This is a genomic window from Kitasatospora sp. NPDC002227, assembly GCF_040296285.1.
In the GTDB taxonomy this organism is placed as follows: domain Bacteria; phylum Actinomycetota; class Actinomycetes; order Streptomycetales; family Streptomycetaceae; genus Kitasatospora.
In genome coordinates this window covers 1-20,501 of the sequence record NZ_JBEOWY010000071.1, presented here as the reverse complement: position 1 = coordinate 20,501, position 20,501 = coordinate 1, and the positions used below count along the sequence as shown (strand labels likewise).

At 73.2% G+C, this 20,501-nt stretch carries 28 protein-coding genes; 24 read left to right on the top strand and 4 right to left on the bottom strand.

Annotation, left to right across the window (positions count from 1 at the left end):
• Nucleotides 1–17 precede the first annotated feature (17 nt).
• The 21 genes from ABT095_RS36030 to ABT095_RS35930 all read left to right on the top strand — a co-directional run bounded on the left by ABT095_RS36030 (nt 18) and on the right by ABT095_RS35930 (nt 13,128).
• Nucleotides 18–509, top strand: coding sequence for an AAA family ATPase (locus ABT095_RS36030; protein ID WP_350533828.1), 492 nt, complete (start codon nt 18–20; stop codon nt 507–509).
• A 35-nt stretch (nt 510–544) separates the two neighbouring features.
• A complete protein-coding gene (locus tag ABT095_RS36025; protein ID WP_350533827.1) occupies nt 545–856 on the top strand; it encodes a hypothetical protein in 312 nt (103 codons plus the stop codon).
• Nucleotides 857–993: 137 nt separating this feature from the next.
• Nucleotides 994–1,644, top strand: coding sequence for a RapZ C-terminal domain-containing protein (locus ABT095_RS36020; protein WP_350533826.1), 651 nt, complete (start codon nt 994–996; stop codon nt 1,642–1,644).
• Nucleotides 1,641–2,069 carry an HIT family protein gene (locus tag ABT095_RS36015; RefSeq protein WP_350533825.1) on the top strand — a complete coding sequence of 143 codons (429 nt, stop codon included), beginning with the start codon at nt 1,641–1,643 and terminating at the stop codon, nt 2,067–2,069. Before ABT095_RS36020 ends, ABT095_RS36015 begins: the two co-directional genes overlap by 4 nt.
• Nucleotides 2,066–2,779, top strand: coding sequence for a hypothetical protein (locus tag ABT095_RS36010; RefSeq protein ID WP_350533824.1), 714 nt, complete (start codon nt 2,066–2,068; stop codon nt 2,777–2,779). The genes ABT095_RS36015 and ABT095_RS36010 overlap by 4 nt, the downstream gene beginning before the upstream one ends.
• Before the next feature lie 138 nt (nt 2,780–2,917).
• Complete coding sequence (locus ABT095_RS36005) at nt 2,918–3,193, top strand: hypothetical protein (RefSeq protein ID WP_350533823.1); 276 nt, start codon at nt 2,918–2,920, stop codon at nt 3,191–3,193.
• Nucleotides 3,190–3,387: a hypothetical protein gene (locus tag ABT095_RS36000; RefSeq protein ID WP_350533822.1), complete on the top strand. Its 198-nt coding sequence runs from the start codon at nt 3,190–3,192 to the stop codon at nt 3,385–3,387. The genes ABT095_RS36005 and ABT095_RS36000 overlap by 4 nt, the downstream gene beginning before the upstream one ends.
• Entirely contained in the window at nt 3,384–3,797 is a 414-nt protein-coding gene (locus tag ABT095_RS35995) for a hypothetical protein (protein WP_350533821.1), read from the top strand. Before ABT095_RS36000 ends, ABT095_RS35995 begins: the two co-directional genes overlap by 4 nt.
• Nucleotides 3,798–3,800: 3 nt before the next feature.
• Nucleotides 3,801–4,682, top strand: a complete 882-nt coding sequence (locus ABT095_RS35990; RefSeq protein ID WP_350533820.1) for an Lsr2 family DNA-binding protein — start codon at nt 3,801–3,803, stop codon at nt 4,680–4,682.
• 2 nt (nt 4,683–4,684) lie between these two features.
• Nucleotides 4,685–5,212 (top strand): hypothetical protein, encoded by a 528-nt coding sequence (locus ABT095_RS35985; protein WP_350533819.1) that lies wholly within the window; start codon nt 4,685–4,687, stop codon nt 5,210–5,212.
• Nucleotides 5,213–5,278: 66 nt separating this feature from the next.
• Nucleotides 5,279–5,944: a GGDEF domain-containing protein gene (locus tag ABT095_RS35980; RefSeq protein WP_350533818.1), complete on the top strand. Its 666-nt coding sequence runs from the start codon at nt 5,279–5,281 to the stop codon at nt 5,942–5,944.
• Nucleotides 5,945–5,964: 20 nt separating this feature from the next.
• The gene (locus tag ABT095_RS35975; protein WP_350533817.1) at nt 5,965–6,189 is read left to right on the top strand and encodes a hypothetical protein; all 225 of its coding nucleotides are present in this window, start codon (nt 5,965–5,967) and stop codon (nt 6,187–6,189) included.
• A gap of 211 nt (nt 6,190–6,400) precedes the next feature.
• Nucleotides 6,401–7,192, top strand: coding sequence for a ParA family protein (locus ABT095_RS35970; protein WP_350533816.1), 792 nt, complete (start codon nt 6,401–6,403; stop codon nt 7,190–7,192).
• Nucleotides 7,189–8,079: a hypothetical protein gene (locus tag ABT095_RS35965; protein ID WP_350533815.1), complete on the top strand. Its 891-nt coding sequence runs from the start codon at nt 7,189–7,191 to the stop codon at nt 8,077–8,079. The genes ABT095_RS35970 and ABT095_RS35965 overlap by 4 nt, the downstream gene beginning before the upstream one ends.
• Before the next feature lie 201 nt (nt 8,080–8,280).
• A complete protein-coding gene (locus ABT095_RS35960) occupies nt 8,281–8,544 on the top strand; it encodes a hypothetical protein (protein WP_350533814.1) in 264 nt (87 codons plus the stop codon).
• A complete protein-coding gene (locus ABT095_RS35955; protein ID WP_350533813.1) occupies nt 8,519–9,043 on the top strand; it encodes a DUF6879 family protein in 525 nt (174 codons plus the stop codon). Before ABT095_RS35960 ends, ABT095_RS35955 begins: the two co-directional genes overlap by 26 nt.
• A gap of 24 nt (nt 9,044–9,067) precedes the next feature.
• Nucleotides 9,068–9,916, top strand: coding sequence for a helix-turn-helix domain-containing protein (locus ABT095_RS35950; RefSeq protein ID WP_350533812.1), 849 nt, complete (start codon nt 9,068–9,070; stop codon nt 9,914–9,916).
• Between the two features lie 257 nt (nt 9,917–10,173).
• On the top strand, nt 10,174–10,608 hold the full coding sequence (locus tag ABT095_RS35945) for an ATP-binding protein (protein ID WP_350533811.1): 435 nt from the start codon (nt 10,174–10,176) through the stop codon (nt 10,606–10,608).
• A 91-nt stretch (nt 10,609–10,699) separates the two neighbouring features.
• Nucleotides 10,700–10,849 carry a hypothetical protein gene (locus ABT095_RS35940; RefSeq protein WP_350533810.1) on the top strand — a complete coding sequence of 50 codons (150 nt, stop codon included), beginning with the start codon at nt 10,700–10,702 and terminating at the stop codon, nt 10,847–10,849.
• Nucleotides 10,846–11,979 (top strand): methyltransferase domain-containing protein, encoded by a 1,134-nt coding sequence (locus ABT095_RS35935; RefSeq protein WP_350533809.1) that lies wholly within the window; start codon nt 10,846–10,848, stop codon nt 11,977–11,979. The genes ABT095_RS35940 and ABT095_RS35935 overlap by 4 nt, the downstream gene beginning before the upstream one ends.
• Nucleotides 11,980–12,312: 333 nt before the next feature.
• Entirely contained in the window at nt 12,313–13,128 is an 816-nt protein-coding gene (locus ABT095_RS35930; protein WP_350533808.1) for a hypothetical protein, read from the top strand.
• Between the two features lie 45 nt (nt 13,129–13,173).
• Here ABT095_RS35930 and ABT095_RS35925 read toward each other — a convergent pair whose 3' ends face one another.
• From ABT095_RS35925 to ABT095_RS35915, 3 genes are all read right to left on the bottom strand, one after another.
• Entirely contained in the window at nt 13,174–14,055 is an 882-nt protein-coding gene (locus ABT095_RS35925) for a hypothetical protein (protein WP_350533807.1), read from the bottom strand.
• A 285-nt stretch (nt 14,056–14,340) separates the two neighbouring features.
• Nucleotides 14,341–14,778, bottom strand: a complete 438-nt coding sequence (locus tag ABT095_RS35920; protein ID WP_350533806.1) for a hypothetical protein — start codon at nt 14,776–14,778, stop codon at nt 14,341–14,343.
• Between the two features lie 36 nt (nt 14,779–14,814).
• Nucleotides 14,815–15,360: a hypothetical protein gene (locus ABT095_RS35915; RefSeq protein WP_350533805.1), complete on the bottom strand. Its 546-nt coding sequence runs from the start codon at nt 15,358–15,360 to the stop codon at nt 14,815–14,817.
• A 287-nt stretch (nt 15,361–15,647) separates the two neighbouring features.
• Here ABT095_RS35915 and ABT095_RS35910 point away from each other — a divergent pair, with 287 nt between their 5' ends.
• The 3 genes from ABT095_RS35910 to ABT095_RS35900 all read left to right on the top strand — a co-directional run bounded on the left by ABT095_RS35910 (nt 15,648) and on the right by ABT095_RS35900 (nt 19,273).
• Entirely contained in the window at nt 15,648–16,271 is a 624-nt protein-coding gene (locus ABT095_RS35910; RefSeq protein ID WP_350533804.1) for a DNA-binding protein, read from the top strand.
• Nucleotides 16,272–16,277: 6 nt separating this feature from the next.
• Nucleotides 16,278–18,725, top strand: coding sequence for a helix-turn-helix domain-containing protein (locus ABT095_RS35905; RefSeq protein ID WP_350533803.1), 2,448 nt, complete (start codon nt 16,278–16,280; stop codon nt 18,723–18,725).
• A 62-nt stretch (nt 18,726–18,787) separates the two neighbouring features.
• Entirely contained in the window at nt 18,788–19,273 is a 486-nt protein-coding gene (locus tag ABT095_RS35900; protein WP_350533802.1) for a hypothetical protein, read from the top strand.
• Nucleotides 19,274–19,468: 195 nt separating this feature from the next.
• Here the strand turns inward: ABT095_RS35900 and ABT095_RS35895 are convergent, their stop codons facing one another.
• Nucleotides 19,469–19,861 (bottom strand): hypothetical protein, encoded by a 393-nt coding sequence (locus tag ABT095_RS35895; RefSeq protein WP_350533801.1) that lies wholly within the window; start codon nt 19,859–19,861, stop codon nt 19,469–19,471.
• Nucleotides 19,862–20,501: the final 640 nt, after the last annotated feature.

The following is a 20,501-nucleotide window of genomic DNA, read 5'->3' as shown; positions in this document are numbered from 1 at the left end:
CCGTGGAAGGACAGCCCATGCACCACACCGCGCCCGTGCTCGCCCCAGTCGATCCCGGCGCCCTGGTCGTCATGGTCGGGGCGAGCGGCTCGGGGAAGTCCCACCTCCTGCGCCACCTGCCCGCCCACCAGATCGTCAGCCTGGACCGGCTACGCGCCGTGGCCTCCGAGCCCGGCGACCAGGACAGCACCGCCGACGCCGTCCTGCTCCAGCACCAGATCCTCGGCATGCGCCTGCGCCGGGCCAGAACGTCGATCGTGGACAACACCTCGGTCGAGCAACTGCACCGCCTGCAGCTGGTGGAGCTGGCTCACCAGCACGGCCGCCGGTGTATCGCGGCGTGGGTGGACGCTCCGCTGCCGACCTGCCTGGCCCGCAACGCCCTGCGCCCGGACCCCGAGCGCGTGCCCGAGGACGTCCTGCGCTGGCAGCACGCGATGGCCCGCGCCGCCCGCCTCACGCTGCCCGACGAGGGCTTCGACGAGATCCGGCACCACCGCACCGCCTGACCAACACCAGCGACCCACCCGGAAGGGAATCCCTGATGAGCACCAGCACCACCTGGGCCACCGCCTGGCCCGAGGGCGTCCTCGCCCGCTACCTGACCGTCGGCGGCGCCCACGTCGACCTGATGACCCGCCGGTTCCGGACCAACTACACCGCCCAGGGCCGCCCCTACGTCAGCGACCGCTGGTACGAGGTCGACGGCTTCACCTGGACCTGCCGGGGCTGCGACACCCGCGGCTCGGTGAACGCCTTCGGCGACCCGTACCTGCCGACCGAGAGGCAGAAGGCCCACGAGGACGCGAACGGCCACGCCGCCGCCTGCCGCTCGATGGGCCGCCCCGGCCACTGACGCACCGGAGTTCTCCGGGCAGTGACACTGCCCGCCACCGCGCCCCGCCGCCGAGCCGTCCAGGCCTGGCAGGCGGGGCGCCGTGGCGAGCGGCGCGGCCGCCCGGCCGGACCCCAACTCCTTGTGATCGGAGAACCGTGGCACCCGAACCCACCGCCACCACGCCCGAGTCCTGCGACCGCCGGCTGCTGCGGCTGGAGCGGATCGAGTCCCCGCTGATCGCCCAGCTTGCCGCCGCGATCGGCCACCTGCGTACCGCCGGCGAGCACACCGACCCCGGCCAGAACCTCGCCCACTACCCCGGCCGCACCGACCGGGACCTGACGAGCTGGGTCGGCGGCAACGTCCAGATGATCGCCGAGCTCCTCGTGCCGCTGATCGCCCCGCACACCCGCGTCGAGATCACCACCTACGGCGTCCTCCACCAGGACCCGCCGCCCGGTGACGCCCTGACGCTCGACCTGACCACCGCGCTGCGCAACCCCCCGGAGGACCCGGCGGTCCGCGAGGTGATGATCGCCTCCACCGGGCTGGACCAGGTCGTCTACGACTACGTGCTCGCCACCCCCGGCGCCGTCGAGATCGCCGAGCGCACCGTGCTGCGCGTCCTGGCCCAGGCCGCCGCCCTGCCCGGCCAGCCGGTCGCCCTGCACGTCTACTGCCGCGGAGGCCGCCACCGCAGTGTCAGCCTGGCCCGCAAGGTCGGCGAACTCTGCCAGGCGCTGGGCGCGAGCGTGAACGTGACGCACCGCCACGTCCACCTGCCCGTCGTGGAGAACGCCCGATGACCGCCCCCACCGCCGGTCCGGTCGGTGGCGGGTGCGTGTTCTGCGCGGTCAGCGCGGGCCTGGCTCCCGCCCAGGTCGTGCGCCGCTGGCCGGAGACGCTCGCCATCGTCCCGCTGAACCCGGTCACCGACGGGCACGTCATCGTCCTGCCGACCCGCCACGTCCCCGACGCCGCCTCCGACCCGGTCGTCACCGGCCTGACGATGCGCCGGGCCGCCGAACTCGCGCAGAGCGCCGGCGCGGCGAACCTCATCACGAGCATCGGCACCGAGGCCACCCAGAGCGTCCGGCACCTGCACATCCACCTCGTCCCCCGCCGCGCCCACGACGGCCTCGCCCTGCCCTGGAGCGCGGCCGCGCCCGTCCCGGCCGGGGCACAGACCGTCAGCGACGACCCCACCGGCGCCTGGATCGGAGAAGCATGAAGCGCACCACCCTCCTGACCGCTGCGGCCGGCACCGCGCTGGCCGCAGCGGGGATCGCCCTGCACCTGCGGCGCCCCGCCACCACCAGCCCCGCCTCGGACGAGACCGCGGACCGGTGGGGCGAGCTGCCCTGCCCGCCGCTGCGCGACGGCGTCGGCCACCTGCACGACTGGCTCGCCTCCGGTGACTGGACGGACCCCGCCGACGTCCTCCAGGCCCTCCAGGAGCAGGCCCCGGCCCACCTGCTCGGCGACCTGGTCCGCGACCTGGCCGCCGACCTGCGCGCCGCCGACCGCCCCGGACTCGCCCTCCAGATGGACGAAGCCGAGCAGCTGCTGCGCCGGGCCGCCGACGTCCTCGGCGAGGTCGACTACGCCGACGACGGCTCCCCGTGCCCGGACGAGCCGCACGACGCGAACTGCCCCGGCGGGTGCGGCGGCACCGGAATGGTGATGGAGACCATGACCTGGGACGACCAGGGCGAGGGCATCTTCGTGCCGGTCCACCAGGAGCCCGTCGACTGCCCGGTCGGCCGCTACCACCACGTCCACGGCGAGACCTGCGATTGCGGCGGCAGCGGCTTCACCTTCGAGGGCGGCTACCGGCACCGCTGCCTCGCCAGCATGCTGCCGGCGCCCCGCCTGCTGCCGGACGACGACCCCTGGGCCAGCGCCGTGCCGTACGTCGGCGCGGACGACCGCCCGTTCTGAACCTCCCGCAAGCCACCGCGGCCCGCCTGATCGATCAGGCGGGCCGCGGCCTTCCCGGGTCCGGCCGACCCTGCCTCCACAGCTGACCGGCCGCACCCGGGCCATCCCTCCGACACGAGACCGAAGGAACAGCTCAGTATGGCGACCGCCGTCCTCACCCACACCCTCCCCTCCCCCGTCCTCAGCCCCGACCAGCGCCGCCAGGCCGCCGCCGCGATCCGCACCATCGGCCGCCTCGCCCCCCGCCCGTACCGCTCCCGCTACGCCTGCGACACCTGCGAGGTCTCCTGGTCCGGGCCCGAGGCCGACTGCTGGTCCTGCGGCCGGCCCGCCAGCCACGCCCGCGACGACATCTCCCTCCTCCACCGGCTGCTGCTCGCCCCCGTCACCCCCAAGAAGGCGGGACCGCGGTGAGCACGCACCTGCCCGAGGACCTCGACCGGCGCCTGGCCGCCGAACTCGTCCCCCAGTGCCCCGCCCCGCCGGCCCGCCACCGCACCCGCACCGCCCAGCCCGGGCCGGTCGCCGCCGACCCGCTCGCCGCCGAACACCGCGCCCAGCTCCTGGCCGCCCTGCGCACCACCACCCCGAGGAGGACCGCAGCATGAGCACCGACCCCCACGACCACACCGTGCCGCTGGACCTGGTCCTCGGCCCGCACCTGGCCGCCACCGTCATCCGCCGCGCCGCCACCGCCCTCCAGCACGACGACTTCCTGCCCGAGCCGGTCGCGCTGCGCCTGGCCTGCGAGCGCGCCACCGACGGCGACCCGCTCGTCCTGGCCGCGCCCGGCCAGATCTGGGAGCTGCGCGCCGACGTCGACCCCGACGACGCCCCCGCCCGCCGCCTGGCCATCCACCTGCGCCTGACCAGCCCGCCGACCGTCTACGTCTCCGACCCGGACGACCCGGCCGGCGACGACGCCGCGATCGACGAACTGCTCCTCGAGGTCCTGGACCTCTACACCCTGGCGTCCTGGGACACGCGCTTCCTCGTCGCGCCGACCGCGATCGGCTGACCGATGCCCAGCGACACCGCCAACCCGGCGACCGTCCTGATCGCCGCCGAAAGCCTCGACCTTTCCCCCACCGCACCCCGGCAGGACGCCGACGCCGCCGTACGCACCGCCCGCAGCGCCCGCGACGAGGAGGACCTGGTCCAGCTCCTCGACGCCCTCGGGCTGCCCCATGGCGGCGACGACCTCGCGCCGCTCCTGCCGCACCTCGCCACCGCCCCGGCCCGCGCCGCCGCTGGCCGCCTCGACCAGACCTCCGGAGGAACCGCCGTGTCCGACACCCTCACCAGCTCCCCGGCCATCCACCCCGAGCACGACGTCATCGCGAACCTCGACCCGATGACCCGCGAAGTCGCCCTGTCCATGCGCGCCAAGGGTGACAGCCCGCTGAAGATCCTGGCCGCCACCGGCCTGGACGAGAACGACCTCCAGCGCCTCATCGCCCAGCACCCCGACGCCCGCGCCGCCTCGCCCTACGGCGACGCCGTGGACGAGCTCCTCGCCTGGGCCGACCAGCACCCGCAGGCGAAGGTCCGCCGCTTCGCCGAGCAGGCCCGCGAGTCGCTGGACAAGCTCATCGCCCAGCGCACCGGCGACCAGGCCGTCGCGAAGCACGAGGCCGAGGTTGCCGCCCTCAAGGCCCGGTTGCAGCGCGCCGAGCAGGCCCTGCGCGACGCCAAGGCCGGCAAGCCCACCACCACCGCCCGCACCGCCGGGCCGTCGAACGGGACCGACCTGGCGCAGCCCGCCGACAAGGCCACCCGCAACGCGATCCGCGCCTGGGCCGCTCAGCAGGGCCACACCGTCGCCGACCGCGGTGTCATCCCCCAGGCTGTGCTGCGCGCCTGGCACGAGGCCCACGCCGACTCGCTCGCCCAGGCCGGCTGACCATGGCCGACCGCCCGCGCACCACGCCGGGCGACACCGCCGGTGCGGGCAGGGTCACCCTGCTGCGCACCGGCGGCGCCGCAGGGCCCGACTGGGGCGCCTACGCCCTGCTGTGCACCACCCGGCCCGTAGACGGCGGCCTCACCGAGGCCGTGATCGGCTACTGCGCACCGGACGACCCACTGCTCGATCCCGCGTGGGGCCTGCACGTACAGCGCCCGTACGGCCCGGCCGGCACCGCCCGCCGCCCGCTGGGCGAGTACGCGGCCGCGGCCAACCCGCCCCGGGGCAGGGGCGAGTCCCCCGGCGCCTACGGCCAGCGCATGGCGCTGTTCCTGCTGCGGATCGCCGTCGCGAGCCGCCTCGTCCCCTCGCCGCGCATCGCCGACCTTCCCTGGGCGTCCTGGACCCTGGCCACCGAACAGCACGTCTCCCTCGCCCCGGACCCGGACCACCCCGGCCGGGGCTGGGCCGGCCACCACCAAGTCCGCATCGGACGCCTCCTCACCCTCCAGCCCAAGCAGCCCTGAACCAGACGGCGGCCCCGCCCGGGGCCGCCGTCTCCCGTCGCGCACCCGGAAGGGAGCAGCACCGCCATGACCACCGCCACCGCCCTGATCGCCCGCGCCGAGGCCACCCTCGACCGCTACCAGCACGCCCTGGGCTCCGAGGACACCGACGCCGCCCGCGCCCTGCACCGCGACCTGCTCGCCCTCCTGCCCGCCGCCCGGGTGCTGCTCGCCGAACGCGACGACCTCGCCCGGCGCCTGGAGGTCGCCCGCCGCGACCCGCTCACCGGCCTGCCCGCCCGCGCCGCCTTCACCACCGCCGCCGAGCACATGCTCGCCACCGTGGCCGCGCCCGCGGTGCTGATGGTGGACCTGGTCGACTTCAAAGCCGTCAACGACACCCACGGCCACGAAGCAGGCGACGCGGTCCTCGCCGCCACCGGCCGCCGCCTCACCGGCTGGGCCGGGGCGGCCGCCGTCGTCGGCCGGCTCGGCGGCGACGAGTTCGCCGCCGTCCTCGACACCGACCCCGTTGCCCTGCCCGGACGGCTCGCAGCCCTGCGCCGGGCCCTCGAGCAGCCCGTCGACCACCACGGCCGCCAGCTCACCGTCGGCGCATCCCTCGGCGCCGCCACCCTCACCGACCACCCCACCCGCGACCTGTCCGCCCTCCTCCACGCCGCCGACCTCGCCATGTACGCCGACAAGGGCCGCGGCCGACGCGGCCGACGTCGCACCTTCACCGCCGCCTGACCCAGGAAGGGATCCACCCGATGCCCCGCACGACCATGCCCATCACCGGCATCCACGCCGACGGCACCCCCTGCACCCACCGGGTCAACCAGCGCACCGGCCGCCCCAAGGACCCCGACAGCGACTGCACCGGCCGCACCGGCTACGGAGCCACCTGCTCGACCTGCAACGAGACCGTCACCAACTACCTCAAGCTCCTGGTCGCACCCGAGGTCGCCAAGCACCTGCGTCAGCACACCAACTGACTCGAGAAGGGCCCGCCTCCTCCGGCTTTCGATGCCGGGGAGGCGGGCCCTTTTGATTTTCCAGGCGGAGTTCACCTCGGTCTGGGTGCGGTGTCCAAAATTTTGGACACGGGCCGACTCTGCTCCCCTTGTGCCGAGAACTGGCCCGCGACTGGCAGACTCGTGCCCGCCGTGCAGCCGCGCGGCACCCACCAAGGGACAGGAGAGCGACGTGTCCAGAGTCGCCATAGGGAATAACAAGGGCGGCTCCGGCAAGACGGCCGCCACCGTCAACATCGCCCACGCCCTCGCCCGGGCGGGCAAGCGGGTCCTGGTCGTCGACATGGACCCCCAGGCCAACGCCTCGCGTCGCCTCGGCTGGGCGTACGACCCGGCAGATCCCAAGCCAACCCTGGTTGAAGCCATTCAGGCCGGGACCGAAGGCATCGCCGCCCACGCCATCTCCACGATCGGCTGGCAGACCGAGTACGCCGAGCGGATCCACCTTCTCCCGTCACGCTTCGACTTGGAGAACCGCGTCTCCGAAGCCGCGGTCCTGGGCGCGGTGAGCCGCCTCGACCGCGCCCTGGAGGGCGCCGACGACAAGTACGACATCACCCTCATCGACTGCCCGCCCTCGCTCGGTCACCTCACCCAGCTCGCGCTGGCCGCCGCCAACGTCGCGCTCTGCACAGTCGAGCCCGAGCGTGACGGCGTCGACGGCGCCGTCCGCTTCCGGGACTTCATCGAGCTCAACCGGCTTGAACTGAAGAACCCGGACCTGCGCCTCATCGGCGCCATCCCCTGCCGTGTCCGTTCCGGCATCAATGCCCACGAGCACCACATGAACCAGCTGCCCGCCCTCTTCCCCGGGCTTGTCTGGGAGTCGATCCCCGAGCGGGCCATAATCAAAGACGCATCCGACGAAGCGCTCCCCCTCGAGGCACTCGGCTCCCGTACCAACGAGATCATCTCTGTGTACGCCGAACTCGCCAACCGCCTCCTGCAGGAGCTGCACGCATGAGCCCCAAGCTGGTCCGCAGCACGCCAGCCGCCACTTCGCTGATCGCCCAGACATCCGCCCCGCCGCTCCAGGCCAAGGTCGAGACCATCGGCATCCCCGGCGCCTCCACGCCGCAGGACACCGTGGCCGGCGGGACGGCACTCCAGCCCGCCAACGGGACCGAGCAGCCGCAGCCCGTCAGTGACGCCGACCTGGACGGCCTCAGCAAGGCCGATCAGCTCAAGCGGCTCGAAGAGGCCATGGCTAGTGCGCAGAATACGCACGACAACAACAGCCTCGCCGTCCGTGCCCGGTACGTCATCGAGATGGGTACCGCGCTGCGCCACATCAACCAGCGCGCGCTGTACGTCGAGGCCGGAGTCAAGACGTTCGAGGAGTACGTCGCCGCTGCGGAGATCGGTGTCCGCTCCCGCGCGTACCAGCTCATGGACAACGCCCAGGCGATGACCCGGGTCATCGTGTCCAAAATTTTGGACAAGACCCCGAACGAGTCGCAGGCCGTGTTCCTCAACGCCCTCCTCGACAAGCACGAGCCTGACGACGTCAAGGCGGTCGTGCAGCTCCTCGAGGACGAGGGTAAGAAGCCCACCGTCAGCAACCTCAAGGCCGCTGCGACCGAGCTCAAGCTCATCCCCAAGGCCGAGAAGAAGCCGGCGTTGCGGGGCAAGGCGGAGAAGTCCGAACCCGCTCCGGCTGACCCGGTGCACAACCTGCGTGTTGCCCTTAAGGGACTCCAAGGCGCCTACAGTGCCCTTACCCCGTCGGCCCAGGCGGCGGCGCGCCAGGTGGACCAGCAGGCCGCCGGTGAACTCCTCGCCGACATCGGCAAGCTGGCAGCCGGCATCCTGCGCCGCGTCGAGCAGAATGCGGAGACAGTCGCCGAGTAGCACCCGAGGCGCTCGCCTGGCTCGAGCCAGGCTGTCCGGCCCCTGTACCGCGACGGGCGGTGCGGGGGCCGTCTCATGCTTTGCGGCACGAGCAGCCATTCCGGGATATCTCCCTGCGCCTCCTCGCGCCCTTGACGAGCCGTCACCTGCGGGTGGAACGTCGTGCAAAACTGCGCAACCGACTTGGTACGGGAGGGCATCATGACGCTACGGTTCGCCGGAGTGGACCCCAACACCGGCAAGGACGAGAGCCCGATGGTGTGGGTGGACGACGCCAATAGGGAGCTCGTCTTCCAGGGCCTCAAGCCCGGTGAGGAGCTCCTGACGGAGATCGGTACGACCGAGTGGGTGCCCGGCCACTCCGTCGGCACCCCCGACCATGAGAACGTGACCCGCATCCCGCTGCGCATGGCGCAGATCATCAGGAAGGCACTCGACGATGCCGAACGTGACGGCCTTCTCTGAGCAGCTGGCCGCAGCCGAGCACACCGCGGTGCACCTGGAGATGCGCGACTCCTACGGCATCGCCGGCGAAGCCGAGGAGTTCGAGCAGTTCCGGCGGACCGGCGTGCACCCGGACCTCGATCCCGAGGGCGAGGGCTGGTCCGGCTGGGTGTCGATGATCCGGGCCGCCGTCGCCCGCGGTGTCGTGGTGCGCCGCGCCCGGATCGTCTCCGAGCCGGTCACCGCGTACATCCGCTACGAGCACGCCGGGACCGTGGTCAACCTCGCGGCCGGCGAGCAGGTCCGATGGCTGCCGCGCCGCCGAGCCTCCGACCTCGCGCTGCCCGGCAACGACTTCTGGCTCTTCGACGGCAGGATCGTCCGCTTCAACCACTTCACCGGCGACGGCGCCTCCGCCGGGCCGGAGATCTGCGAGGACCCAGCCGTCGCGAAGCTCTGCGCGGACGCGTTCGAGGCCGTCTGGGAGCGCGCCGTCCCGCACGATCAGTACACCGTCTGACGCCCAGACCGGACGACCAGCTCCATGCCCGCCTCCCCGTCCTCCAGCGCCCAGGAAGCCCGCCTGGCCGTCGCCGCGCGGCTGCGCGAGATCATGCTGGACGCCGACCTGACGGGGCAGGAGCTGGCCGCCCGGTGCGGCTGGAACGGCGCCAAGACCTCCCGCATCATCAACGCCAAGACCGCGCCCTCGGACGCCGACATCCGCACCTGGTGCCGGGCCTGCGACGCCGACGACCAGGCCGAGGACCTGATCGCCGCCAACCGCGCCGTGGACTCCATGTACGTCGAGTGGCGCCGCCTCACCCGGACCGGCCTGCGCCGCCTCCAGGAATCAGCGGCACCGCTGTACGAGCGCACCCGGCACTTCCGCTCCTACTCCTCCCGCGTGGTGCCGGGCGTCCTGCAGACCGAGGCGTACGCAACCGCGCTGCTTGCCACGGTGGCCGACTTCCGCCGCACTCCCAACGATGTGGCCGAGGCGGTCAAGGCGCGCCTGGCCCGCTCCCGGGTGGTGCGCACCGGCCATCACCGCTTCGCGATTCTGATGGAGGAGTCCGTCCTCTACTACCGCCTCGGGACCGTCGAGACGATGGCCGAGCAGCTGGAGCACCTGCTCGCCGCCATGGCGCTGCCAGCCGTCTCGCTCGGCGTCATCCCGTTCACGGCGCAGCGCACCATGTGGCCGGTGGAGACGTTCAACATCTTCGACGACGCCGAGGCCGGGGTGGAGCTGCTCTCCGCCCAGGTGACCGTCACCACCCCCAGCGAGCTCGCCCTCTACGCCCAGGCCTTCGACCGGCTCAAGGACTTCGCGGTCTACGGCGCGCAGGCGAGGGCCCTGATCGCCCGGGCCGGCGACTCTCTGGGCTGAATTCCTGCAAACGCGTGCAAACGCGTTGAGGGGTCGGCTGGTCACTCCCTACCGTCGAACCGTCGCCCGCCGTGACGGACCGGACACCCGGCCCCGGCGGGCGTGCCGGGACCGCTGCGCCCGCCCGCCCCCGTCGGGTGGGCGCAGCCGTCACCGCCGACGAGAGAGCGGAGAACCGCCGTGGCCGCGCACCGCATACCCCGCCCACCGGTTCGGGCCGCGGCCGAACCCGGGTGCCAGCGGATGCGAGGTGCCCGGTGACCACGACCGTCGAGACCCCGACGCTGCCCCCGGCCGCCAGCTCCGCCAGGGTGCTGCTGCCGTACCAGCCGCAGTCCGCTTCGGCGGCCCGGCGCCTGGTGCGCACCACACTGCGCGCGTGGGGGCTGGACGACCTGGTCGAGGCCGGCGAACTCATCGTCAGCGAGCTGGCGGCCAACGCGGCGAAGACCGGGTGCCAGCGGAAGATGACGGTCACCGTCGAGCGGATCACCGCCCGGTGCGTGCGGATCAGCGTCCGCGACGGCTCACGTGCCCTGCCCTGCCCGATCGACGCGGGCCTGGCCGCCGTGTCGGGCCGCGGCATGGCCCTGGTCCACCACCTCACCGGCGGGCACTGGGGCGTGAGCCTGGAACCGCTCGGCAAGACCGTCCACGCCGACCTGCGCACCCGCTCTCCCGCCCCGGCATAGCCACCCGTGCCCCGGTGCGCCGGGGCCGGCCCTCTACTCCTCCCGGGTTCCGGGAGGGCACCATCACGTCAGCGACGACAAGGAGCTCGGCATGGACATCGAGGCAGTCGACGGCGGCGGCTCGGGCGGCGACGGAGGCGGCGGGGGCGACGGGCACCCGGGCACTCCGTGGACGCCGCCGTCCGACCCGCCGTCCCCGGACGGCAGCACCCCGCCCGGGGACGGGGGACACCGGAGGTGACGCTCGCACCTGAGCAGGAGGGCCGCCCCGCGCCGGGGCGGTCCTTCCCCGTCGCCGACGCCTGGGCGCCGGCCTTCGACGCCGTCCCGCGCTCGCTGTTCCTGCCGGACCTGGTCTGGGCCCACGACATGGCCACCGGGAAGAGCCGGCCTCTCGACCGCACCACCGATGAGCGGGGCTGGTTGGCGGCGGCCGCCGCGGACGTTCCGATCGTGACGCAGTGGGACGACGGCGAGCACCAGGGCGTGGAGCCCGGTACGGTGCCGACCAGCTCGGCATCGCAGCCGTCGCTCGTCGCCACGATGCTGGACGACCTGAAGGCGGAGCCTGGGATGCGGGTGCTGGAGCAGGGCACCGGCACCGGCTGGAATGCCGCCCTGCTGAGTCACCGGCTCGGCGACGCGAACGTGACCACGGTCGAGATCGACTCGCAGGTCTCGGCGCAGGCCCGCACCGCACTCGAGCGCGCCGGCTACCGGCCGACCGTCGTTTGCGCGGACGGCGCGGTCGGCTGGAAGGACGGGGCGCCGTACGACCGGATCATCGCGACCTACGGGCTGCGCGAGATCCCACAGGCGTGGATCGAACAGACCCGGCCTGGCGGGCTGATCCTGGCGCCGTTCGGCACCCACTACTCCAACGCCGACGCCCTGGTCCGCCTCACCGTCCACCGCGACGGCACCGCGAGCGGCCCGTTCCTCCAGCCGGTCGAGTTCATGAAGATGCGATCCCAGCGCCTGCGGTGGCCGCAGAACCCCGCCGACGGCGACACCCTCGCCGAGTCCACCACCACCGCAGCGCTGCCCGCGCACGGCAAGTTCGACCCGTTCCCGCTCGCCGCCGGCCTGCGCCTGCGCGACGTCGTCCACGCGATCCAGCCGCACGAGGACGGGGCCCGCACCCTGTGGCTCTACTCCCTCACCGTCCCGGCCTGGGCCGCCGTGACCTTCCGCGACGGCGAGGACGAGCACCAGGTCCGCCAGTACGGCGGCCGCCGCCTCTGGACCGACTTCGAGAAGACCCTCACCTGGTGGCACCAGGCTGGTGAGCCCGGCGTCGACCGGCTCGGACTCACCGTCAACCCGCACGGCTGGCACGCCTGGCTGGACGACCCCGCCCAGCCGATCTGACCGCCCCATCCGGCGCCGCGAGCCCGCCTCGCGGCGCCGGACCCCGCCACCGACCACCTCCAGGCCGTCTCCGCCCGCGCTGCCACGGTGGCTGACCGGCCGTTGCCCAACTGGGCGCCCGCTCGTTGGACCCGCCGAGCGCCTCCACCAGGGCGCGCGGCTACGCCTGCTCCACACCGCCCGGCACGTACACCCCCACGGCCCGGGCGCTGCACGGTGAAGCCCTCGGGCGGCCGGGCCCGTACACAGCCCGGCTGCCCGAAATCCCCTCACGCCGGCCGCCGGCTCACGCCAGAATCGCTGCACAGTCGGAACAGCGAGGACGGGCACGGCATGGACGAGTTGAGGTTCGACGGGGCCATCGGGAAGTTCACGGTGAACGTCCCGGAGAACAGCCTGATGATCGACCGGGCGCTGGGCACTCACAGCCTGCAGATGCAGCTGGAAGTCGGCGTTCCGCAGGGCGGGGACGCCGGCCGGGTGCTGCACCTGGACACGGACCTGTTCGCGCCCCGTGATGCCGGCCCGAGGGCCTGGCTCGGCTCGGCATCCCAGGCTCTGGCCTTCGTGCCCGACACCGGGCTGGAGCGACCGACCCTGCGCTTCCTGCTGACCGGTGCTCAGATCCTGGCACTGGAGCAGCACCGCAGCGGTGACCTCCGCCTCGAGCTGGAGATCCGTGCCGTCCTGCCGCAGGCCACCGGGCACCCGGGCGGCAGCCAGGCCACCTTGCACATCAGCGTCGCCGAGAGCCGCTGGCGCCAGCAGCTGGCCGCGCTCGGCCGCAACCTCGGCGTGGAGATGACCATCCCTTTCCCCGAGGACGACGGGCCGGGCCGCGGCGCCGCCGACTTCCTGCGGGAGGCCCAGCGCCTGCTCGGCGCCAGCGAGATCGACCCCGCGATGCTCATGGTGCGCAAGGCCCTGGAGACCATCGAGAAGATCACCGGCTGGAACCGGCCGGGCAGCAAGAAGGACAAGGGCCAGATCACCGCGGACGAGCGGTGGGCACTGATCCGCTGCGCGCTGGAGGACCAGGCCAGCGGCGCCATGCATGTCGACCCCGGCACCAGGGACTACCGGTACAGCCGCACCGAGGTGGAGTCGCTGATCGCCATGGCCGCCGCCCTGCTGCGCCTGCTGCCGTGACCACGGCCGGCCCGGTCCGCCCACTGCGGCGGCCGGGCACTGCCGTTAGTCTTCGTCATTCTCGCCGTCGAGGAGCGTGTGCGGTGGGGTGGTGGTGTCGGCCCGGCCCCATCGCAGGGCGTGCCTCACGGCGGTGGTCATCCAGCTCATGGCCTGCTCGGGGCTGGGCTGGGTGAACTTGTAGACCTCGCACACGATCCGCATCCCGCCGTGCGAGGGGCAGTCGGCGAGCATCTCCCACAGGTCGATCCGCGGCTCCCACGGCGGCTGCGCGGACGGACGGATCGGTGCGGGCGGCTCCTGGGCCCGCACCCAGGCCCCATCCTGTTCGAGGTCGGCCTCGCCGCGGCAGGCCCGCAGCAGGACGTCGTTCCACTCCATGCCCATGGCCGGGTGGGGCAGGAACTCCAGCACGCTGTCGCGGAACCAGCCCCGTCGCGCGGTCCTGTCGGCGGCGAGGCGCTCCTGGCCGCCACCGTCGACCAGCGCACCCATCAGCTGGCCAAGGCGGGCGGCTGGCTCCAGGTCACCGCGCCACCGGTAGTCGACGGCGACCATGACCCGCCAGGTCTGCTCGGTCCAGTCCCCGTCGCAGGGGCCAGTGCTGGTGCCCCAGCCGGCACCGAGACGGACGGCCTGCCACAGGTTCATACCCCTCGGCCCGACGAACTGGCGGTTGGTCAGTCCGGTCAGCCGCTCCGGGATGTGCGGGGTGCTGGCGCGGTGGAAGCCGAGTTCCGGCGACCAGCACCAGGGGTTGGCCTTGTAGGTCCGGCGGAACTCGGGTTCGTCCTCCAGGCCGTCGCGCGACCAGCGGCGGACGTCCCAGCCGCTGTAGGGCTGGCAGGTGTGGCCGCGGTACGCGGGGAACCGGCCGTCGCGGCCGCGGCGGCGTGCGGCTGGTACGGAAGCGGAGGCGGTCTTCATCACCCCCTGCCAACGCCCTGCCCCGACGTTGGACACGCGGGTCGGCAGTGGATCGCGGTCGGGCCCGGAACCCCTGGCTGGTGCTGTTCGCCCACTGGCGGGAGCGGCGGGGCTGCCCTTCGGCGGCCTGATGGGTGTGGACGCCCGGGGCGCCGGGCGGCGCCGTACGCGGGCTTCCTGCTCTCGAGCCGCGAGACGGCTCGAGGTCGCACCGGGTTGTCTCCGGTGCGACCCCGAGGGCGTCTGCCGTGCCGTGGGCCTGGCCGCGGCGTCGTACTGGTCGGACTACAGATGCTTGAGGGCCTCGTCGGTCGTGGCGGCCTGGACGAAGGCGTTGATGTCGAGGCCTTCGCGGAGCGGTTCCTGGCTGCCGCCGCCCCAGATGATGTTCGAGGCCAGCCAGCCGGCAGTGAAGGTCGTCGGGATCTCGAACTGCCCGCGGGCGGTGAAGGCGATCACGCCGTAGGTGACCGAGGCGGTCTCCGGGTGGTGGGCGAGCAGCCACCGCAGCGTGGAGGCGAGGTTCACCGAGGCGTCGGGGGCGATGATCCGCGCCGTGTCGTAGGTGGCTTCCCCCTGCGCCCAGCGGCCCCGGGCATCGGTGGTGATGTCGTCCGTCAGGGAGAGGATCGCGGCGTCCTGGACGAGCTCGCGCAGCGTCTCCCGGGGGATCTCGACGGTCTCCTGGTCGAAGAAAGAGTGCGCGAAGTGGCGGCCGATCATGTGCTTCTCCGATCTCGTTGTCTGGTGGTGCGCGGTTCAGTCGCGCTTCCAGGCCGCGGTGAACTCCTCGGCCTCTTCCGGGGTGCGGGGGAAGCGTTCGGCCACGACTGCCTTGAAGGCGGCAGCTTCGGCGGCCTGGATCCAGAGTTCGCCGAGCCGCAGCGCGTTCCCGGCGTGGAACTCCAGGCGCTCGCCGATCAGGCAGGCCACGTCGACCCGCTGTTCGGCGGTGAGCTCGGTCAGGCCCATCAGGAGGCGGCCGGCGAGCGCGGTCTCAACCGAGCGCATCAGCGTCAGCTTCACACCTTGGGGCAGGTTGCCCGGGTGCAGATCCAGAGAGTTCGACGCCTTCTGGATCGCCCACCAGAACTCCGAGTCGTCGGGCCCGGGGAGCACGTTCAGCAGCGCCAGCAGTTCCTGGTTGGCCGCGTACACGGTCGGCCTGGCGGACACCAGCGCCGCGATGTCGCCGATCCTCTCGACATCCAGTCGGCCGGCCTCCAGGTCGGGCGGGCAGTTGAAGTTCTTCTTGACGGCCGCCGCGCGCAGCTCGTCGCCCTCGTCGACGTATCCGGTCAGCATGGGAGCCCCCTCCTCGGTGGTAAGTGATCGCGGCATCCCTCACAGCCGGTGTGCGGGTGATCACGCGATCCGGCCCAGGATGGCAGCGGTACGGGGAAGTTGACGGCGGTTCGTGCAAAGCCGTCTTGTTTGCGATCGTCCGGGGCCGAGGAGCGGACCCGCCCCACCGACCACCGACCATGTTGGTAGGACTTACTCGAAAGACATGGACAATGTCGCAGGGGAGGCGTAGAGTTCCCCTAGTTCTTCTAGCTAGTTCAATAGACGTGGAGGTTGTGGGTGTGTTCGTGACGACGGGTCAGGCCGCATCGGCCCTGGAGTGCTCGATCCCCACGGTGAAGAAGCTGATGTCCACCGGTGCGGTGCCCGGCGTCCGCGACACCGGCCGCCAGGTGTTCCCGCTGGCCGCGCTCCAGCAACTGGCCGCCCGGCCCGCCGCGGACCTGTCCGCGCTCGGCGCATCCGAGGTCGCGGTGCTGCGCGTCGCCGCCCCGGCCCGGGTCGAGGAGCAGGACCGGGAGTGGATCGGCTTCGGCATCGCCCTGGGCCAGGACCAGCTGCTGGCCGCGTTGTCGGGCTGGTGGCGGTGCGATCCGGCCCGGGTCGCCGCGGGCGGCGTGCTGCCGGTGACGGTGGCCGGCTTCGTCGTCGCCGTGCTGACCGGCCTGGACGAGTGGGAGTCGGACGGCACGGTCGGCACCACCGCCCGCTACCGCTTCCCGGCCGCGCGCCTGGCCGGCTACCTGACCGACCTCACCGTCCCCGCCAACGCCGCCGACCCGACCGACGCGGACGATGCCCGGCTCGCCGACCTGCTGCTCGGCACCCGCCTGCCGTCCGTCTCCAGCGGCCCGATCGCCTACGTCACCACCCGCCCGACCACCAGCACCAGCACTGACGAGGAGGAGTAGACCCCGATGTCCGACGAGCTGTTCGACTCCGTGGACGCGCTGCTCGCCGCCGTGAGCACCGGACTCCCGGCCCCGGCGGAGCGCAAGCGGCTGCGCCTGGCGGCCGGGCTGACGCCCGCGCAGGTCGCCGCGGCCCTGCGGGTCAACTCGACGCTGGTGGTCGCCTGGGAGGACGGCAGCGCCGTCCCGGGCCCGGACGTCGTCCCGGCCTACACGCGCCTGCTGGAGGGCCTGGCCGCGCGCTTCCCCGCCTTCGAGCAGCAGTCCGCCGCCCCGGTCGCACCGCAGCCGCAGGCACCCGCTCAGGCCCTAGAGCAGTCGGCCGCCCAGGTGCCGCAGCCGGTGATGCTCGACCAGAACCCGGACGGCTCGCTGCTGATGGCCGCCGCGGCGCCGTGCGTGCAGTGCGGTCAGCCCTCCGTCTACCGCGCGCAGGGCCGCCCGATGCATTTGGGCGGGTTCTGCCGCCCCGCCACCCCGGCTACCGAGGCGGCCGTCGAAGCCACCCACCAGCCAACCCCGGCCCCGGCCGAGCAGCGCCCGGCCACGCCCACGCCCGCTGCTGCTCCCGTTACCTCGGAGCCGGTCCGGCCCGCGCCCACCGCGTCACCCGCCCCGGCGGCCCCGCGCCCGGCGACGGCCCGCCCGGCTGCCCGCCCGGCTTCGGCGCGCCCCGCTGCTCCGTCCGCTGCCGCTGCGCGTTGGTGGCCGGCGGTCGCGCTGGACGCCGTCGACGGTGGCTGGGTGCTGGACGTCCCGCAGATCCCAGCCCCGGCCGGGACGAAGCTCGGCGACTGGTTCGCGTGGCTGGGCACTGGCTTGCCGCTGCGCGTCGAGCGGGCCCACGCCTCGGGGCGAGGCGGTGACGGCATGGTCTGCCTGACCGCTGGTGCGCTCAAGCAGCTCGGCCTGCCCGCTACCCTGCCCGCCACCGAGAAGGCTCTGGCCTCGCTGCAGGCCAAGCTGGTGAAGGCCGCCGCCGTGGTGGGTATGGAGATCAGCGACCAGATCGGCCCGAGCTTCCACGTCTTCCGCCGTACGGGTTCGGCTGGCGGCCCGAAGACCTCGGTCCGGGTCACCATCGCGCCGTGGCTGGGCCAGGGCGACTCCCGCCAGCAGGCCACCAGCGCCCTCGCCGCCCCGCTCGCCACCGCCCCCGACGGCACCAAGGACGGCCTCACTCTGACCCGCCGCTACCGCGCCTTCACCACCGACCTCGGCGCCGCCCCCGGCGCCACCACGGCCACCACGGCGATGCTGCTCCTGGACGCGGTGCGCCCGCGCGTGGAGTGGGTCAAGGACGAGACGACGGGGGAGTGGTCCTCCCACCTGCGCGAGGGCGCCCTCCCAAAGGGCGACCTGTGCGTGCCGCCGGCCGCTGGGGCCCGCCACCCGCTCACCCGCGACCTGCTCTCCCGCGGCGAGGCGGTGTGCGAGGAGGAGGACTACAAGTGGTGGGCCCGCGAGCTCACCGAGCAGGAGGCCGTCCGCCCGTGGGCGGTCGCGGTCGACGTCTGCGCCTCCTACCTGTCCGTCACCGACTCCCTGCGCCTGCCCGTCGGCCCGCTCGAGCACGTGAAGAACCCGGCCTGGGACGGCGGCAAGACCGCCGGCCTCTGGTGGTGCGACTTCACCGGAACCCCGGTGGACGAGCTGCTGCCCCACCCCGCGACCTTCCACGGCCAGCCGCCCACCGGACCGGGCTGGTACGCCACCCCGACGGTGGCCTACATGGCCACCACCTACGGCTTCGACCCGTCCACCATCACCCACGCCTACCTGTCCACCCACACCGCGCCGCTGCTCAAGGAGTGGACCGGCCGCATCCGCGGCGGCTACAAGCGCGCCTACGCCGACCTCGGCCTGGTCGACGGCCAGGCCTCCGCCGAGTTCCTGGCCGCCTACGCGGTGCACAAGGACGTCGGCGCCGACCCGGTCCGCGCGGACGCCCTGGTCCTCGCCGGGCTGTACAAGAACATCTACAAGGGCGGCATCGGCAAGTGGGCCGACTCCGCCCGCCACCTCGACGACCAGGTGTGGCTGGAGAAGATCGCCGGGTCCTGGTCCTACCGGCCGGAGATCCGCTTCCACATCATCGCCGCCGCCCGCATCGCCGCCCACCGCCGACTGCGCAAGACCCTCCAGCTCACCGGCCGGGCGCCGTTCGCCGTCAATGTCGACTCCTACCTGTACGCCGCCGACGCCCCCTCCCCGCTGGAGCTCCTGCCGGTCAAGGACGACGGCACCCCGGTCCCCGGCGCGCTGCGCCTGGGCATCGCGCCGGGCAGCCACAAGCACGAGTCCTCGATCCCCCTGGCGGCCGTTGTCGAGGCGATGGAGCGCCGGGAGCACCCCTCCAAGCTGGTCCACCACTACACCACCGACGGCACCCCGATCGGCCCGGAGCAGGGCACCGACGGTACCGGCAACGACGATGAGGAAGGCGGGAACTGATGGCGGGCAAGGGGTTGTTCGGCCGGGTGCGGGAAGCGCTGTTCCCGTCGCGGAAGGCGCCGGTGCAGTCCACGACGCAGGCCGGCCAGGTGCGGGAGCGCAAGTACGGCGGGAACACCAAGGCCATGGCCGCCGCCTACGGCGTCGCGCCGCGCACCGTGCTGCGCTGGATCGACGGCACCCGCCACCCCAAGGGAGCGGACGCCGAGCGGCTCCAGCGCGAGGCCGTCGACGTGCAGACCACCGAGCGCGGCCGCGAGCGCAAGGCCAAGCAGCTGGCCCAGCGCGGCACCGTCTCCGGGATCGGGGCCCGCGTTGGCCGCGCCGTGAACTTCGAGATCCGCGGCTCGGACGCCGTCCGGGCCCGCGACATCCACCTGAATCTGACGGGCGAGCAGGCCGCCGCCCTGGCCCTCGCCGAGGACGAGGACGAGGCACGCGCCATCATCGGCCAGGCCCTCGCGGACTACTTCAACGGCGGCGCCGGCTACGGCGGCTTCGGCCCGGACGACTTCGAGTTCGACCCCAACGACTTCGACCTGAGCTGACCAGAACAGCGGCGAAAGTCGTAAGGAAGATAAAGAGAAAGGCCCCCGCTCCCGCTGGGGCCTTTCTCATAATTCGAGCCTCCTTATTCGAGTTCCATTCCCCTGGAATTTGTGGCGCGGACAAGGTCAGGCGCAAGCCCGTTCCCGATGGGCTCCGGTATTCAGTGAGAAAGCGCGCCGACGCCCGCCGGGCCGTCACAGCCAGGGGTTCTCCTCGGCGGCGGGCACCGCTACCGCGGGGACGTGGACCAGGCCCTCGCCGCCGCCCTGGACGTGCTCCACCAGCACCGCCACCAGCCGCTCCGGCATCACCCCCAGCTCCCGCGCCAGCGCCTCCAGGCGCCGGCCAACCGGGCCCGCCAGGGACAGACGCAGGTGCACCCGCTCCGCCTCCTCCTGCTGCTTCCGGCGGACCCGCTCCGCCCACTCCCGCTCTGCCGCAAGCCGGGCCTCGCGTTCCGCGATCCAGGCCTGGGCCTGTTCGTCGAGCGCCACGTCGTAGGCCGCCCACCCCTTGGCGCCAACGAGAGCGGCGATCCGCTCCCACTCGGCCGCCTCCCACATGGGGCGAAGCCCCGAGTCCTCCATGCGGCCGGCCTCCCGCTCCCAGGCCTGCGCCTCCCACCGGCCGGCCTCGATCTGCTCGGTTGACTTCCCCTGAGCCCGTCGCTGAACCAGCCGCCGCGCGAAATCAATTTGGTCAGCTTCGCTGCCCGCCACGCCTGCCTCCACGTATTCCACTCTCGAATTCGAGAGAAATTATCGGGGCCGATCCGGAGCGGCCGACCCGTACGATCACGCAGCCGCCGAGAATCCCCCGGGGCCCTACCGCCAGCCCAGAGCCTAGCGGGGTACTGTCTTTGATGCACGAGAACGGGCGAAGCCCGCCCCTCCACCACCCCAACGAGTGACCCCCACCCCATGACCACCCATCACCTCTCCACCCCCCAAGGCGCGAAGCGCCCCCACCCACCACCCCAGCCAGCCCGGGCGAAGCCCGAACACCCCCCGCCCCACCCAGGGCCGAAGGCCCCACCCTGACACCCACCCAACTCCGCAGCGAAGCGCGGAGTTGACCCCCCACCACCCAAGCCCGCGCAGCGCCCGCCACCCCACCCGATCGGGCGCAGCCCGATCCGGCCGGCGCAGCCGGCCCCGCCCGCGCGCAGCGCGGGCCCGCCTCCGACGCAGTCGGAGGCCCCCGGCCGAAGGCCGGGGCCGGACCGGC

Coding starts and splice junctions, on each gene's coding strand:
- ABT095_RS35940 (WP_350533810.1), top strand. CDS start 10,700: ATGGACATCGAGGCAGTCGACGGCGGCGGCTCGGGCGGCGACGGAGGC.
- ABT095_RS35980 (WP_350533818.1), top strand. CDS start 5,279: ATGACCACCGCCACCGCCCTGATCGCCCGCGCCGAGGCCACCCTCGAC.
- ABT095_RS35965 (WP_350533815.1), top strand. CDS start 7,189: ATGAGCCCCAAGCTGGTCCGCAGCACGCCAGCCGCCACTTCGCTGATC.
- ABT095_RS36005 (WP_350533823.1), top strand. CDS start 2,918: ATGGCGACCGCCGTCCTCACCCACACCCTCCCCTCCCCCGTCCTCAGC.
- ABT095_RS35895 (WP_350533801.1), bottom strand. CDS start 19,861: ATGGAGGACTCGGGGCTTCGCCCCATGTGGGAGGCGGCCGAGTGGGAG.
- ABT095_RS35950 (WP_350533812.1), top strand. CDS start 9,068: ATGCCCGCCTCCCCGTCCTCCAGCGCCCAGGAAGCCCGCCTGGCCGTC.
- ABT095_RS35960 (WP_350533814.1), top strand. CDS start 8,281: ATGACGCTACGGTTCGCCGGAGTGGACCCCAACACCGGCAAGGACGAG.
- ABT095_RS35975 (WP_350533817.1), top strand. CDS start 5,965: ATGCCCCGCACGACCATGCCCATCACCGGCATCCACGCCGACGGCACC.
- ABT095_RS35995 (WP_350533821.1), top strand. CDS start 3,384: ATGAGCACCGACCCCCACGACCACACCGTGCCGCTGGACCTGGTCCTC.
- ABT095_RS36025 (WP_350533827.1), top strand. CDS start 545: ATGAGCACCAGCACCACCTGGGCCACCGCCTGGCCCGAGGGCGTCCTC.
- ABT095_RS36030 (WP_350533828.1), top strand. CDS start 18: ATGCACCACACCGCGCCCGTGCTCGCCCCAGTCGATCCCGGCGCCCTG.
- ABT095_RS35920 (WP_350533806.1), bottom strand. CDS start 14,778: ATGATCGGCCGCCACTTCGCGCACTCTTTCTTCGACCAGGAGACCGTC.
- ABT095_RS35915 (WP_350533805.1), bottom strand. CDS start 15,360: ATGCTGACCGGATACGTCGACGAGGGCGACGAGCTGCGCGCGGCGGCC.
- ABT095_RS35985 (WP_350533819.1), top strand. CDS start 4,685: ATGGCCGACCGCCCGCGCACCACGCCGGGCGACACCGCCGGTGCGGGC.
- ABT095_RS36015 (WP_350533825.1), top strand. CDS start 1,641: ATGACCGCCCCCACCGCCGGTCCGGTCGGTGGCGGGTGCGTGTTCTGC.
- ABT095_RS35990 (WP_350533820.1), top strand. CDS start 3,801: ATGCCCAGCGACACCGCCAACCCGGCGACCGTCCTGATCGCCGCCGAA.
- ABT095_RS36010 (WP_350533824.1), top strand. CDS start 2,066: ATGAAGCGCACCACCCTCCTGACCGCTGCGGCCGGCACCGCGCTGGCC.
- ABT095_RS35930 (WP_350533808.1), top strand. CDS start 12,313: ATGGACGAGTTGAGGTTCGACGGGGCCATCGGGAAGTTCACGGTGAAC.
- ABT095_RS35925 (WP_350533807.1), bottom strand. CDS start 14,055: ATGAAGACCGCCTCCGCTTCCGTACCAGCCGCACGCCGCCGCGGCCGC.
- ABT095_RS35905 (WP_350533803.1), top strand. CDS start 16,278: ATGTCCGACGAGCTGTTCGACTCCGTGGACGCGCTGCTCGCCGCCGTG.
- ABT095_RS35955 (WP_350533813.1), top strand. CDS start 8,519: ATGCCGAACGTGACGGCCTTCTCTGAGCAGCTGGCCGCAGCCGAGCAC.